General features: G+C 67.5%; 11 protein-coding genes. 5 read left to right on the top strand and 6 right to left on the bottom strand.

Going from position 1 to position 14530, the window contains the following annotated elements; translation table 11 throughout:
* Position 1: 1 nt before the first annotated feature.
* Genes OOZ63_RS03455 through OOZ63_RS03440 form a run of 4 tightly spaced genes read right to left on the bottom strand, consistent with a single transcriptional unit; the run spans position 2 to position 4876 of the window.
* Entirely contained in the window at positions 2 to 1063 is a 1062-nt protein-coding gene (locus OOZ63_RS03455) for an ABC transporter permease (RefSeq protein WP_266003925.1), read from the bottom strand.
* Positions 1050 to 2567, bottom strand: coding sequence for an ABC transporter ATP-binding protein (locus OOZ63_RS03450; protein ID WP_266003924.1), 1518 nt, complete (start codon positions 2565 to 2567; stop codon positions 1050 to 1052). The genes OOZ63_RS03455 and OOZ63_RS03450 overlap by 14 nt, the downstream gene beginning before the upstream one ends.
* Entirely contained in the window at positions 2564 to 3880 is a 1317-nt protein-coding gene (gene guaD / locus OOZ63_RS03445; RefSeq protein ID WP_266003923.1) for a guanine deaminase, read from the bottom strand. The genes OOZ63_RS03450 and guaD overlap by 4 nt, the downstream gene beginning before the upstream one ends.
* A 15-nt stretch (positions 3881 to 3895) precedes the next feature.
* Positions 3896 to 4876: a LysR family transcriptional regulator gene (locus tag OOZ63_RS03440; RefSeq protein ID WP_266003922.1), complete on the bottom strand. Its 981-nt coding sequence runs from the start codon at positions 4874 to 4876 to the stop codon at positions 3896 to 3898.
* 89 nt (positions 4877 to 4965) lie between these two features.
* On the opposite strand from OOZ63_RS03440, the gene xdhA reads away from it, so the two are divergent.
* Together xdhA and xdhB are read left to right on the top strand one after the other, a co-directional pair.
* On the top strand, positions 4966 to 6507 hold the full coding sequence (gene xdhA / locus OOZ63_RS03435; RefSeq protein WP_266003921.1) for a xanthine dehydrogenase small subunit: 1542 nt from the start codon (positions 4966 to 4968) through the stop codon (positions 6505 to 6507).
* Entirely contained in the window at positions 6504 to 8849 is a 2346-nt protein-coding gene (gene xdhB, locus OOZ63_RS03430; RefSeq protein ID WP_266003920.1) for a xanthine dehydrogenase molybdopterin binding subunit, read from the top strand. The genes xdhA and xdhB overlap by 4 nt, the downstream gene beginning before the upstream one ends.
* A gap of 16 nt (positions 8850 to 8865) precedes the next feature.
* Here xdhB and OOZ63_RS03425 read toward each other — a convergent pair whose 3' ends face one another.
* Both OOZ63_RS03425 and OOZ63_RS03420 read right to left on the bottom strand, forming a co-directional pair.
* Positions 8866 to 9843: a formylglycine-generating enzyme family protein gene (locus OOZ63_RS03425; RefSeq protein WP_266003919.1), complete on the bottom strand. Its 978-nt coding sequence runs from the start codon at positions 9841 to 9843 to the stop codon at positions 8866 to 8868.
* Between the two features lie 233 nt (positions 9844 to 10076).
* Positions 10077 to 11954, bottom strand: a complete 1878-nt coding sequence (locus OOZ63_RS03420) for a M48 family metallopeptidase (RefSeq protein ID WP_266003918.1) — start codon at positions 11952 to 11954, stop codon at positions 10077 to 10079.
* 60 nt (positions 11955 to 12014) lie between these two features.
* Here OOZ63_RS03420 and OOZ63_RS03415 point away from each other — a divergent pair, with 60 nt between their 5' ends.
* The 3 genes from OOZ63_RS03415 (at position 12015) to OOZ63_RS03405 (ending at position 14529) form a co-directional block, all read left to right on the top strand.
* Positions 12015 to 12650, top strand: a complete 636-nt coding sequence (locus tag OOZ63_RS03415; protein ID WP_266003917.1) for a peptidoglycan recognition family protein — start codon at positions 12015 to 12017, stop codon at positions 12648 to 12650.
* A gap of 93 nt (positions 12651 to 12743) precedes the next feature.
* Positions 12744 to 13493, top strand: coding sequence for a zinc ribbon domain-containing protein (locus OOZ63_RS03410; RefSeq protein ID WP_266003916.1), 750 nt, complete (start codon positions 12744 to 12746; stop codon positions 13491 to 13493).
* A gap of 1 nt (position 13494) precedes the next feature.
* The gene (locus OOZ63_RS03405) at positions 13495 to 14529 is read left to right on the top strand and encodes a TAXI family TRAP transporter solute-binding subunit (RefSeq protein ID WP_266003915.1); all 1035 of its coding nucleotides are present in this window, start codon (positions 13495 to 13497) and stop codon (positions 14527 to 14529) included.
* Position 14530 lies beyond the last annotated feature (1 nt).

The raw sequence follows: 14530 nt of genomic DNA, 5'->3' as shown, positions 1-14530 counted from the left end.
GTCAGGCCTTCAGACGCCAGCGCAGGCGGTAGTGGATCAAGGTGTCGCAGGCCAGCAGCGTGAACAGCAGCAGTCCCTGGAACACGCCGGTGATCGATTTGGGCAGGCCCATGCGCGACTGCGCGAGCTCGCCGCCGATATAGAACATGCTCATCAGGACGCCCGAGAACACGATGCCCACCGGGTGCAAGCGGCCGACAAAGGCCACGATGATGGCGGCGAAACCGTAGCCTGCCGGCACATAGGGCGTCAGCTGACCCAGCGGCCCCGCCGCCTCGAGAGCCCCGGCCAGCCCGGCCATGCCACCCGAAAGCAGCAAGGCCGTCCACAGCGCGCGGCGCGAAGAGAAGCCGGCGTAGCGCGCAGCCGCCGGCGCCAGACCGCCGACTTGTAGCGCAAAGCCCGCATAGCTGCGGAATAAAAACAGCCAGAAGGCCAGCACTGCGCCCAGCGCGATCAGCACGCCGATATGCATACGCAGTCCGTCGATGAGGCGCGGGATCTTGGTCGAAGCCAAAAAGCTGATGGTCTGCGGGAAGTTGTAGCCCTGCGGATCTTTCCAGGGGCCGTAGACCAGATAGCCCAGCAGCAGATCGGCCACATAGACAAGCATCAGGCTGACCAGGATCTCGCTGGCATTGAATCGGTCGCGCAGGAGCGCGGTGATGCCGGCCCAGGCCATGCCGCCGGCCATGCCGGCCAGCAAGATCAGCAGGACGATGCCGCGGCCGGTATCCGGTGTTGCCTGCATCGCGACCCAACCGCCGGCCAGCGCGCCGACGATGAACTGGCCCTCGGCGCCGATATTCCAGACGTTGGAGCGAAAGCATACGGCCAGGCCCAAGGCGATCAGAATCAGCGGCGTGGCCTTGATGCCCAGCTCGCTCCAGGCATAGGCGCTCTTGATCGGCTCCCAGAAGAACATCTGCAGGCCGCGCAGCGGGTCCTTGCCCAATAGCACGAACAGCCCCAGGCCCAGCACCACGGTGATAGCCAGCGCCAGCAACGGCGAGGCGACCGACATCCATTTCGACGGCTGCGGCCGGCTCTCAAGCTTGAGCATGGCCATCCTCCGTCGTCCACAAGCCGCTCATCCACTCTCCAATCTTCTCCACCGTGGCCTGCGCCACCGGCACGGCCGGCGACAAACGCCCCTTGGCCATCACGACCAGCCGGTCGCTGATCTCGAACAACTCGTCCAGTTCCTCACTGACCACCAGCAGCGCACAGCCGGCGTCGCGCAGCTTCAAGAGCTCGGCGCGGATTTGCGCCGCCGCCCCGACATCAACACCCCAGGTCGGCTGCGCGACGATCAGCACGCGAGGCTTCGCAGCGATCTCCCGCCCGACCAGGAACTTCTGCAGATTGCCGCCAGACAGGCTTTTGGCCGCCGCATCCGGGCCGCCTGCGCGCACATTGAAACGAGCGATCAGCTCGGCCGCCATGCGCCGCAGCTCGCCTTGCGCGATCCAGCCCCCGGCCTTGACGGCCTCGGTGCGGGTCAACAAAGTGTTCTGCGCCAACGACAGGGTCGGCACCGCGCCACGGCCCAGCCGCTCCTCGGGCACGAAATGCAGCCCCAGCTTGCGGCGCTTGCGCGCGCTGGCGCGGGCGATGTCCTGGCCGAACAGCCGCAGCGAGCCCGGTGCGGCGCGCGGGTCCTCGCCCGACAGCGCCGCCATCAGCTCCTGCTGGCCATTTCCCGAGACGCCGGCAATGCCGACGATCTCGCCGGCGCGCAGCTGCAGCGCCAGTTCCTCCAGGCTGGTACCGAAGGGCGAGGCCTTACCCAGGCTCAGGCCCTTGATCTCCAGCGCCAGCTCGCCGACCGGCCGTGCCTCATGCTTGAGCTTGGGCGGCTCGGCACCGATCATCAGGCGCGAGAGCTGGTCATTGCTCTGCGTGCGCGGGTCCACCTCGCCAGTGACCTTGCCCGCCCGCAGCACCGTGCAGTGATGGCACAGCGCCCGAATCTCGTCGAGCTTATGGCTGATGTAGAGGATGGAGCAGCCCTTGTCGGCCAACTGGCGCAGCGTCACGAACAAGGTGGCCACCGCCTGCGGCGTCAGCACCGAGGTCGGCTCGTCAAGAATCAACAACTGGGGATTCGTCAGCAAAGCCCGCACGATCTCGACGCGCTGGCGTTCGCCGACCGACAGGCTGTGCACCGGCCGCGCCGGATCGACCACCAGCCCGTAGGTGGCCGCGACCTGCTCGATGCGGGCCGTCACCTGCGCCAGCGACTGGGCCTTGTCCAGGCCAAGCCAGACGTTCTCGGCCGCGGTCAAGGTATCGAACAGCGAGAAATGCTGGTAGACCATGCTGATGCCCAAGGCCCGCGCCTGGGCTGGGCTCTTGATCGTCACCGCCTGGCCGTTCCAGCGGATCTGGCCCTCATCGGGCTGGACCGCACCGTAGATGATCTTCATCAGCGTGGACTTGCCGGCCCCGTTCTCGCCCAGCACCGCATGGATCTGGCCGGATGCAACGGCAAGGCCGACGCCGTCATTGGCCTTGACGGCCGGGTACTGCTTGCTGATGCCCGTGAGTTCTAGGCGCAGGGTCATGGCGCGATGTCGTCGCTGCGTTGGTATCGGGGTTGGCCGGCCACATAACTGGCCACCAAATTGCGTTCGTCCGACAAGCTCATCCAGGCAAACACCCGCTCGTGCAAGCCCTTGACCCGCTCATCGCGCGCCCGGGCCACGGGCCCGCAGGCCCAGTCCCAGACGCAAAGGTCGGCCAGTGTACCGAGGCCGAAGTGGCCGATCTCCTGATGCAAACCCAGGCCTTCGGCGGCGCCCAGGGTGGCCGCATGCAGGGCCGCCCAGGCCGTCAGGCGCTGGCCGGCCATGGCCTGGACCTTGTAGCCGTCCAGAAGATTGCGTTGCATGCTCAGCGAGGTGCCGCCGCCGACATCGCTGGCCGCGCTGACCGCAAAACCGGCCTCGCGCGCCGCGGCCCAGTCGAACAGCCCGCTGCCCAGGAACAGATTCGAAGAGGGGCAAAAGGCCACCTGGGCGCCGCTATCGGCCAGCACGCGACGGTCGGCCGCGTCCAACCAGATGCCGTGGGCCAGCACCGCCTTCGGGTGCAGCAGGCCCTCACGAGCGTAGACATCCAGATAGCTGCGCGCATCGGGGAAGAGCTGGCTCACCCACTCGACCTCGCTGCGGTTCTCGGCCACATGGGTCTGCATATACAGCGAGGCATCGGCGCGGCACAGCGCACCGGCCATGGCCAGTTGCCCTGGCGTGCTGGTCGGCGCGAAGCGCACGGTCACCGCATAAGCGAGACGCTCACGGCCATGGAAGCGATGGATCAGATCAATGCAGTCTCGCTCGGCGCCCGCCACATCGTCCCGCAGCGCCTGCGGCGCATGGCGGTCCATCAGCACCTTGCCGGTGATCAGGCGCATGCCGCGCTGCTCAGCCTCCTCGAACAAGGCCTCGGCCGAGACCTTGTGCACGGTCGGGAACACGACGGCCGAGGTCGTCCCATGGGCGAGGAGCGCATCGAGAAAACGCGCCGCACCGCGCCGCGCCACGGCCGGATCTGCATAGCGGCATTCGGCCGGGAAGGTATAGGTGTTCAGCCAGTCCAGCAGCTCGGTGCCATAGGAGGCGATCACGTCGAGCTGCGGGCAATGCACGTGGGTGTCGATGAAACCTGGCAGGATGAGCTTGCCGGCATGGTCCTGCAGAGTCCAGCTGGCGTCGGGCGCATCGGGCTGGCAGCCGGCGATGCGGCCGTTATCGATCAGCAGCCAGTGATCGGGCCGGTAGCGCACGGCCGGGCTGTCCAGCTCGGCCCAGCCGGGCAGCGCGGTGAAGTCCAGCAGATCGCCGCGCAGGGCCAGTTTTTCGGGTGTCGGATTCATGGGTTCGTCATTGTCTCAGGCACGCACGCGTGCCGATGCGGGCGCATCGCTGACCAGGCCGCGCGCAACCTCGCGCACCTGCTCGCGCAGCCAGCGCTGCGCAGCGCTGCCATGGCTGAGCTCGTGCCAGAGCTGGTAATAGGCCATCGCCGGGAAAACCACCGGACAGCGCACGATGCGAACTGGCAGCCGGCCCAGATAACGGGAACAGAACAGCCGGCCCGTGGTGAGCACCAAGAGGCTGCGCGCAACCATCTCGGGCAGCTGACCGAAGTGCGCGCTGCGCACCGCGATCTGGCGACTCAGGCCCTGGCTGGCCAGATGCTGGTCGATCACGCCAGGCTGGCCCGGGCTCAAGGGCATGGGCGCCAGATGCTGGCAGGCCAGGTAGCGCTCGATGGTCCAACTGCGGGCCTTAGCCAGCGGGTGATCGGCCGCCATCAGGCAGACCACCTCGTCGCTGAGCAGGCGGCCCAGGTGCAGCTCCTCGGGCGGCTGCAGCCAGTTCCCGATCACCAGATCGACCTCGCCCCGGGCCAGGCTGGCGCGGTAGTCGTACTCGGCCGACAGAGGCTGCAGGTCCAGCTGCACACCCGGCGCGGCGTGCTGCAGATGCGCCACCAGGGCCGGCAGGAAGAAGGGGTCCAGATAGTCGCTGGCGGCGATCCGGTAGCGCAGCGAGGCGCGGGCCGGATCGAAACCGCTGCCGCGCCCTGCGCGCTCGTGGTGGCCGAACAGCATGTCGGCCTCGCGCAGCAAGCGCTCGGCCGGCGCGAGCAGCTCCATCGCGGCTGCGGTGGGCGTCATGCCCGCGCCGCTGCGCACAAGCAGCGCGTCGCCGGTGAGCTCGCGCAGCCGCCGCAGCTGGGCGCTGACGGCGGGTTGGCTGCTGTTCAGGCGCATCGCGGCCCGGGAAACGCTGCGCTCGGCAATCACGGTGTGCAGAACCCGCACGAGTTGAAGCTCGATCTTGTCGAAATCTCCTCGACGCGTCATACGATATCTCTTATGCCAACCATGCCCTTGATCGTATATGCAAGCGACTCAGAAGGATTAAGGTGCGAAATCATCCATCAGAGCGCGCCATGAGTACCCCCAGCAGCCGTCCGATACGCTTTTTTCACCAGGGCGAGATCAGGCATGTCGCCGGTCTGGCCCCGACCACCACGGTGCTGCAATACCTGCGGGAGCACGCCAGCGGCTGCAGCGGCACCAAGGAGGGTTGCGCCGAGGGCGACTGCGGCGCCTGCACCGTGTTGGTCGGCGAACTGCGCAAAGATGGCAAGCTCGCGCTGCGCAACGTCAACGCCTGCACTCAATTCTTGCCCACGCTGGACGGCCAAGCCCTGATCACGGTGGAAGATCTGGGCAGCGCGGCCGTGCCAAACCCGGTGCAGCAGGCGATGATCGACTGCCATGGCTCGCAGTGCGGCTTCTGCACGCCCGGCTTCGTGATCAGCATGCAGAGTATCTACGAGCGTCACTGCGAGGCCGGCACCCGGCCCAGCCGCCAGCAACTGGCCGATGACCTGGCCGGCAATCTGTGCCGCTGCACCGGATACCGGCCTATCATAGACGCCGGTCAGCGCATGTTCGAGGCGCCGCCGCAGCGCTTGGACCTGGCGCCGGCGACCCGGGCCCTGGCCGAGCTGCAGGCCGATGCGCCGCTGCACTACGCCGCCCCCAACCCTGCGTTTGCCGGCCGCGAGGACCATTTCCACGCGCCGCGCAGCCTGGCCACCTTCGCCGCGCTGCGGCAGGCCAAACCCGATGCCCGCGTGCTGGCCGGGGCCACCGACATCGGCCTGTGGGTCAACAAGCAGTTCCGCGATGTCGGCGAGCTGATCTATATCGGCGCCGTCGACGAACTGCGCGACATCCGCCGCGAAGATCTGGACGGCAAGCCCGGCCTCTGGATCGGCGCCGCTGCCTCGCTCGAACAAGCCTGGGCCGCGCTGACCGAGGCAGCCCCGCCGCTGCGCGAGCTGTGGCTGCGCTTTGCCTCGCCGCCGGTGCGCCATGCCGGCACGCTGGGTGGCAATATCGCCAACGGCTCGCCGATCGGAGACGGCGCGCCGGCGCTGATCGCTTTGGGGGCCGACATCGTGCTGCGCCGGGGTGCAGCGCAGCGCCGCATGCGTTTGCAGGATTTCTATCTGGATTACATGAAGAACGCGCTGCGCAGCGGCGAGTTCGTCGAGGCTCTGCATCTGCCGCTGCCGGACCTGCAGCAAACCCGGCTGCGCGCCTACAAGATCTCCAAGCGCTATGACAGCGATATCTCGGCGGTCTGCGCGGTGCTGAGCCTGAGGCTGGATGCGGCAGGCCTTGTCAGCGAGGTGCGCTTCGTCTTCGGCGGCATGGCCGCCATAGTCAAGCGCGCCGCCGGCGCCGAGGCCGCCGTGCTGGGCCAGCCCTGGAACGAGGCCGCGATGAGCGCGGCAGCGGTCGCCCTGGGCCAAGACTTCAAGCCGATGAGCGATCTGCGCGCCAGCGCAGCCTACCGCATGAAGGTGGCGCAAAATCTGCTGAAACGCTTCTGGCTAGAAACGCGCGAACAGGCCCCGCTGGCCGCCTCGGCAACCAGCGTCTGGCGCGCCATCAGCCTGCAAGGGAGTGCCCCATGAACAAGCCTCTCGATCTGCCCATTCTCAGTGCCGCCCAACCCCAGGTCGGCGTCAGCCGCAGCCATGAATCGGCCCATCTTCATGTCAGCGGGGAAGCCAGCTATGTCGACGACATCGCCGAGGCCCAAGGCACGCTTCACGCCGCGCTGGGTCTGTCACCGCTGGCGCATGGCCGACTGCTGGCCATCGACATCGCGCTGATCAAGCGTCAGCCCGGCGTCGTCGCGGTGCTGACGGCGGCCGACTTCCCCGGCGAGAACAACTGCGGCCCGCTGCTGCACGACGACCCCATCCTGGCCGCTGACACCTTGAGCTATCTGGGCCAGCCGGTCTTCGCCGTGATCGCCACCGATCGTGAGCTCGCGCGCCGCGCCGCCGCGCTGGCCAAGACGGCGATCCAGGCCGAGCCCTGGCCCGCCCTGCTGACGGCCCGAGAGGCCCATGCCGCCGGTCACTATGTGATACCGCCCATGCACCTGACGCGCGGCGAGCCGGCCCAGGCCCTGGCGGCCGCGCCGCACAGGCTGGCCGGCGAGTGGGCCGTTGGCGGCCAGGAGCAGTTCTATCTGGAGGGCCAGATCTCCTATGCGCTGCCGCAGGAGGACCGGGGCCTGCTGGTGCACTGCTCGACCCAGCACCCGTCGGAGATGCAGCAGCTGCTGGCCCACGCACTCGGCTGGAGCGCGCATCAGGTGCAGGTGCAATGCCGGCGCATGGGGGGCGGCTTCGGCGGCAAGGAATCGCAGTCGGCCGTATTCGCCTGCGTCGCCGCGCTGGCCGCGACCAAGCTGCGCCGCCCGGTCAAGTTGCGAGTGGACCGCGACGACGACTTCATGATCACCGGCCGGCGCCATGGCTTCGACTATCGCTGGCAGGTCGGCTACGACGACGACGGCCACATCGTCGCCGCCGAGATCGACCTGATCTCGAACTGCGGCCACTCGGCCGATCTGTCGGCCCCGGTGATGGCCCGCGCGCTCTGCCATTTCGACAATGCCTACTGGCTGCCCCATGTCGCGATGCACGGCTATTGCGCGAAGACCAACACCCAGAGCAATACCGCCTTCCGCGGCTTCGGCGGCCCGCAGGGCGCGCTGGCCATAGAGATGATCCTGGACTCGGTGGCGCGCCGGCTCGGCCTGGATCCGCTCGTGGTGCGCCAACGCAATTTCTATCGTGATGGGCAGGACGTGACCCCATACGGTCAACGGGTCGAGGACAACATCATCCTGCCGCTGACCGACAGGCTGATCGCCACCAGCGACTATCACGCCCGCCGCGCCGAAATCACGGCCTTCAATGCGCACAGCCCGGTGCTGAAGAAGGGCCTTGCGTTGACCCCGGTCAAGTTCGGCATCTCCTTCAATGTCGTGCATCTGAACCAAGCCGGCGCCCTGGTCCATGTCTATACCGACGGCTCGGTGCTGGTCAACCACGGCGGCACGGAGATGGGCCAGGGCCTGAACACCAAGGTGGCCCAGGTGGTGGCCCATGAGCTGGGCCTGAGTCTGGCGCGGGTGCGCGCCAGCGCCACCGACACGCACAAGATCGCCAACACCTCGGCCACCGCCGCATCCACCGGCAGCGATCTGAACGGCAAGGCCGCGCAGGACGCGGCTCGCAAGATCAAGTCCCGGCTGGCTGCGCTGGCCGCGCAGCTGCTGGACTGTCCGGAGGACGAGTTGCGCTTTGGTGGCGACCAGGTGCTGGCAGGCACCGGCCGCAGCATCGCCTTCACCGAGCTGGTCTCCAAGGCCTACCTCGAACGCATACAGCTGTGGAGCGACGGTTTCTACACCACGCCCGGACTGCACTGGGACCGGGCCAAGCTGCAGGGCAAGCCCTTTTACTACTACGCTTACGGTGCCGCAGTATCGGAGGTGCTGGTGGACACGCTGACCGGCGAGAGCCGGGTCTTGCGCGCCGATGCGCTGCACGATGTCGGCCAGTCGCTGAACCCGGCGCTGGACATCGGCCAGGTCGAGGGCGCCTTCGTGCAAGGCATGGGCTGGCTGACCACCGAGGATCTGGTCTGGCACCCGAAGACTGGCGCGCTCCTGACCCATGCGCCCAGCACCTACAAGATCCCGACCGCCAACGACATGCCGGCGGATTTCCGCGTCGCGCTGTTCGACGCACCGAATCGCGAGGACAGCATCCACCGCAGCAAGGCGGTCGGAGAGCCGCCGCTGCTGCTGCCGTTCTCGGTGCTGCTGGCGATCAAGGATGCGATTGCCTCGACCGGCCCGGCCAGCTGCGACCCGCATTTGCGGGCCCCGGCGACGGCCGAGGCGGTGTTGAGCGCGCTGGACGCGATACAGCCGACCGCTCGTGTCGGCTAGGACCGGCTGAAGAACGCTAAGCAGGCCTAGCGATCCGGAAACCGACACCACCACCACGAAACTCCAGGGAGCCCGTGCCCGTGCTGCGGTAGGCCGAGCGCATGAAATTGGGATCACTGAACCAGGCCCCGCCGCGAGTCACGCGCGATGCCTGATTGCCCCCAGTCGTCCACGCCGAGCCATCATCCGGAGCGCCGCTGTAGTCCTTGTGATAGGCGTCCTGCACCCACTCCCACACATTGCCTGCCATGTTGTAAAGACCAAAGGCATTTGGCTTGAGCGCTTGGCCCGCTACCGTGTAGGCCGCCCCGTCACTGCAGTTGGCTGAAGCCCAGGTCATATTGCTGATCTGCGACTTGCCGGTGCTGTCCATGGCATTGGCGTAGGCGCAGGCCGCCGTGAGATCCTCGTCATCACCCCAGGCATAGCGCCCGCCCTGCCCGGCTCGCGCCGCGTACTCCCATTCGGCCTCGCTCAAGAGTCGGTAGCCCTTGCCGGGCACCTGCTGGTTCAGCCATGCCAGATAGGCCTGCGCATCGTTCCAGTTCACACACGCCACGGGGTGATCATCGGCTTGTGCATAGCCCGGATTGCGCCAGCCGTGCTTGCTGCTGACACCCCATTTATCGCCGTCCAGCACATGGCAGCCACCGCCCTGGTCGTACGTCGCGCTGTAGCCACTGGCCTCCACAAAACGCGCAAATTCGGCCCTTGTCACCTCGAGCTTGCCCACCGCCAGGCGATAGGCGATGTGCACCTGATGCTGCGGGCCTTCGCCCGTACGGCGCCCCTTCTCGGATTCGGGCGAACCCATCATAAAGCTGCCGCTGGGCAGCAGCACCAGGGTCGGGCAATCGGCGCAATCCTTGATGGTTTGACCGACGCCCACCGCGTCTTTCGCCGGCGGTGTTTCGGCGCCATGTGCCGGCCATAGAGACAGGCCGAGCGCGGCGCTGGTCAGGCCGCGCCAAAGAGTCCAGTGACAGAAGTTCATAGGCTGCTTGAGTTACGTACGGTTCGGTTGGCAAGGGCCGGTAGCGACTCTCGAAGGACAAACACCGTCCGGCAGCCCGCATGCTAGGGCGGCCCAGTTGGAGCCACCAGCCTGCAGCGACGGACTAGGGCTTCAAGTGCACGAAATCGGGATGCAGCGGATCGAGCCCGCGAGCCGCTGCTGCGCGCGCTGCCGACGCCGGACTGAGCGGGGCAAACCGACTCGCGCCGCGCTCAGCGCCGCTGCACCAGCGCCAGTAGCTGCGAGACCTGCTCCCGCCGCCCCTTGTCCACATGCACGCCGATGACAACGACACGGAATCGACCCGGCAGTTCCATCGCATCGTGGATCTGCTGGGCCAGCGCCTCGGCGGCGCGTTGCCCGACGCCGGGTCGGCATTGCAGCCACAAGCTGTGATGCGCCCGGGCCGGCTGAACCGGGATGTCTTGGCTGCCCAGCCAGGCGGCCTGCACATCGCGCTCGCGCAATAACTGCCCCCGCAAGCCGCGCAGCACCGCCTCGTCCAGCTGCACCGGCAGCGGCCGCTCCCAGCAGGGCGTATCGGCGAACTGTTCCCAGGACTGTCGCTCCTGCGCCTCGGCCAGGGCCAGGCGGTCGCGCCAGAGCTGGCGCAGGTCGAAGGGCTGGGGCCACCCCGCATTTGCACAGCCGTCCAGCCACTGGCGCGCCAACGTGGCGGCACGCCAGGCCTGTTGCGGATGCTGCTGGTAAAGATGATCAAGCCAGACGCCGACACGTTGATCGTCGCTGCCTAGCGAAGCATGATGTTGGCATAGGCGTAGCAGCACCTGCTCGTGTTGCGGCGCCAGCAGCAGCGCACGCTCCAGCACCGGGCTGGGGTCGCGCTCGCTCAGCGCTTCCATAGCCTGCGCCCAGCGAAGCAGCTCTTCGACGCTTAGCGCATCGCCGACCGCGCTGCGGGCCTGGAAGACCTTGATATCGGCATGCAGCGCACGCAGGCGTTCGCCGTGGCGGCCCCAGTCCTGCCGCGCGGTCTGCCACCACTGCGCGTCGAGCGCCGCGCCGATGCGCCCGCGGGCCGCCCCCAGCAGGCTCAGCGCGCTGCGCGGCGAGAGCTCGCCGAGACCGACCGACTGCCCCAACGCCGCCAGCCGGTCTTTGAGCACCGGATGGGTGTCGTCCGGATCGGCCACCTGGCGCAGCTCCTGGCGCAGCGCCACTTGCGCGCGCTCGGGCTGCACCACATGCAGCAAGGCATTGGCCATTTGTGCATGCGGTGCGGGCTGCTGGCTGCCGCTAAGACGCGCCAGCCGCCACCAAATGCGCCAGAAGTCCTCGGCATAAATCCGGCTCTTGGCAGCCACCTCCTGCAGGGTCTGGCCAGCCAGCTCGGCGCCGAACAGACGGGCAGACACCCGATCGGCCTCGTACTCGTCCTGCCGCGCCAGCGCAAAGCTCAACGCATTGAAGCGCGGGAAATACCAGCGCACGAAACTGGCCAGCGCAAGGCTGACGACCGAGTCCTGCTCGTTGTAGCGCTCGCTAAGCCCGGCCCAGGCGCGCCGGCTGCGGTAAATCCAGGCAGAGAGCTTGCCGTGATCGCCGCGCAGATGGCCATACTCGTGCGCGACGACCGCATACAGGCGGCGCGGCTCCAGCGCCGCCAGCATCGGCCAGCCGAGGATCAGGTAGTTGCGGTGTACCAGGCCCAGCCAGAGCGGCTGCTGGACGATGGCGGCATTGAAATCAGCGCTGATGATGACCGCATGCAGGGCCGGCCCCTTGACCTTGCTGCGAATGCGGTCGAGACCGGCAAACAGCTCGGGCGCATCCTCGCGCTCCACGCGCTCGCCCTCGGGCTCGCTGAAGGGCACGCGCATGCCGGTCAGCGTGGCCCAGAGCAGGCCCAGGCAGGCCAGCGCCGGCCAGATCATCCATCCGCGCGCCTGCCCCTGCAGCGCCCGTAGCGCAATCCAGGCCAGGGCGGCAACGGCCAGCAAGGCAAGCACAAACACCGCCGCATAGCCCAGAACGGCGAACCAAAGTACGCGTCGCCGGTAGGCGTCGGGCGCATCCTGGCTGGCCTGCTCGTGAGTGCGCATCAGATGCACATAGTCCGAGTAATCCATGGCCCCGTCGTTCTCCCTCGCTGATCGCGGCATTGTGCCGGCTGCACAATAAAAGCCATGATGAACAAACCCAAGCTCCGTCCATTTTTGGCACTTTGCTGCTGCGCCGCACTGGTGGCCTGTGCCGGCACACCGGCCAAGCAAGACCTGCCCCTGCCGGCCATCATCACGGTCGATGCCTGGGGTGGCAGCGCCGCCGCCGAGCCGCCCCGGTCTGCGCAGCGCATCACCCACATCACGCTGCACCACCAGGGCGAGAGCTGGGCCGAGGGCAAGGACGTGGCCGCCTATCTGCGCCGGCTTCAGCAATGGTCGCGCCTGAGCAAGCGCTGGGCCGACATCCCTTACCACTATGTGGTCGCGCCCGATGGCCGCATCTACGCGGCGCGCGATCCTGGCACGGCTGGCGACACCAACACCGAATACGACCCGCGCGGTCATGCCCTGGTGATGCTGCTGGGCAATTTCGAGGAGATCGAGCCCAGCGTGGCACAGCTGCGCGCCACCGCCGAGCTGATGGCCGCGCTGGCACAGCGCCACGGCCTGACGGCCGAGCAGATCGCCTCGCATAAGGACTACAGCGCACAAACCCTCTGCCCGGGCCGCCATCTCTACCGCCACCTGCAAAACGGCTGGCTGCAGGACGCCGTGACGGCCCGGCTGGCCGGCCGGCCCCTGCCCGAACCCGTCCCCTGAATCGGGCGTATGCCCCGGGTGGCGGCGGCGCCAGAAGCGCAATATAGTGAGACGTCGCCAGGATGACGGCTTACCGCACGGATTTGCGCCTGCATGCTCATGTCACCCGCCACCGCACTCGCCAGGCCACTGAACCAGTGTCCCTACTGCGATCATGTGAGCCCGGCGAATTCCAAGTTCTGTAACGAATGCGGTGCGGCTCTGCATCTGAAGCCCTGTCAGCACTGTGGCGCGGTCAACGACGTGACCCTGACCAGCGTGTGCGCCCGCTGCAATGGCGCGCTCAACGACGGCACCGCCGTTGCGCTGGTGGAAGCCGCGCAGCCCGAGAGATTGACCGAGACGCCGATGACAGCGGTCGACTCGCTGCCCTGGCAGGAGGCCCGCCCAGCCCTTGCGGCCAGCACATCACCGCCGCTGCGCCTGCTGCTGATTGCCGCGCTGGCCCTGGGCGGCCTGGGTCTATATGCCTTCCAGCACAAGCCAGCGCCGCCCAGCCCATCGGCCGCCTCACCAGCACCGGCGCCTGCTGCCCTCGAGGCGAAGGCCGAGCTCACGGCGCCGGCCATCGCCGCAGCGCCGTCCGCCGTGCCCGACCGCATTGTCGAGCCCGCAGAACCAGAAACCGGCGCGGCCGCTGTCACGGCCGTTGCCACAGCAGCTGTAGCGGCCGAGCCGCCCGCGCTGGGCCGGCCCGCCGCCGCGTCAAGGACCGCAGCAAGGCCCCCGCGAATGAGCCCGGACCAGCGATCAAACGTCGAACCACCGCCGCCCAACATTGGCCCTTGTACCGATGCGGTAGCCGCCCTCGGCCTGTGCACCCCCGCTCCACGGAGACCCTGAGATGAGATCAACCGTCTGGCGCTGCCTCGCCATCACACTTCTGGGCATCAGCAGTGCCATGACGGCGGCGGCACAGGCCCGCTACAAGATCGTCACCGCCTCCGACAAAGGCACCTACTACGCCATCGGCAAGGATCTGGCCAAGTTCGTCGCGCCCGATGCGGATATCGATCTGGAGGTGCTGGCCACCTCGGGCTCGGCCGCCAACGTCAAGCTGATGCGCTACGAGCCCGGGGTCAAGCTGGCCGTCGTACAGGCCGATGTCTACCAGGCCTTCATCGACCGTGCCGATACCGGCAATAGCGAGGCCGCCGCCATCATCCGGCCGTTGCGCGTGATCCTGCCGCTTTACAACACCGAGATCCACTACATCGTGCGCGCCGACTCGCCGCTGAACTATCTGCACGAGATCAAGGACGCCAAGATCAACGGCGGCCTGGTTGGCTCCGGCGCGGCGCTGATCACGCACACGCTGTACCGGATGATGTTCGGCGGCCCGATGCCGGAGGCGCAGGCCGGCTACCTGTCCAATGAGGAAGCCCTGGTCAAGCTGATCGGCGACAAGTCCGTCGATGTGGTCGTCGTGGCTGCAGGCCAGCCTGCGCCGCTGGTCGCCAACATGAAGCCCGAGGCGCAGAAGTTCATCAAGCTCTTGAAGTTCGACCCCGCACATCCCAGCAGCATTTCGCCGCTGACGGTCTATGCGCCGGCCACGGTGCGCGCCAGCAGCTACCCAAACCTGCTGAGCGAGGACTTTACGACGATCTCGGTGGGCGCCTTCCTCGTCACTTACGACTACAACACCCGCGGCACGCGCGACTACTTCAGCAAGCTCGGCCGCTCGATCTGCCAGAACTTCGAGCGCCTGCAGTCCGAGGGGCACCCGAAATGGCGCGAGGTCAGCCTGAATCTGCCCGAACTGGGCAAAGGCTGGAGCTATTACGCGCCCAGCACCCGCGAGCTGCGCAGTTGCACGGCCAAACCGGCCAAACCGAAATGCTCGGCGGAGGAGCGCATCCTGGGCCTATGCCGCTGAG

The organism is Paucibacter sp. PLA-PC-4 (genome assembly GCF_026241155.1).
GTDB lineage: Bacteria > Pseudomonadota > Gammaproteobacteria > Burkholderiales > Burkholderiaceae_C > Roseateles_E.
Note: the sequence above shows the minus strand (reverse complement) of the source record. Positions and strands in the feature narration are given on the sequence as shown.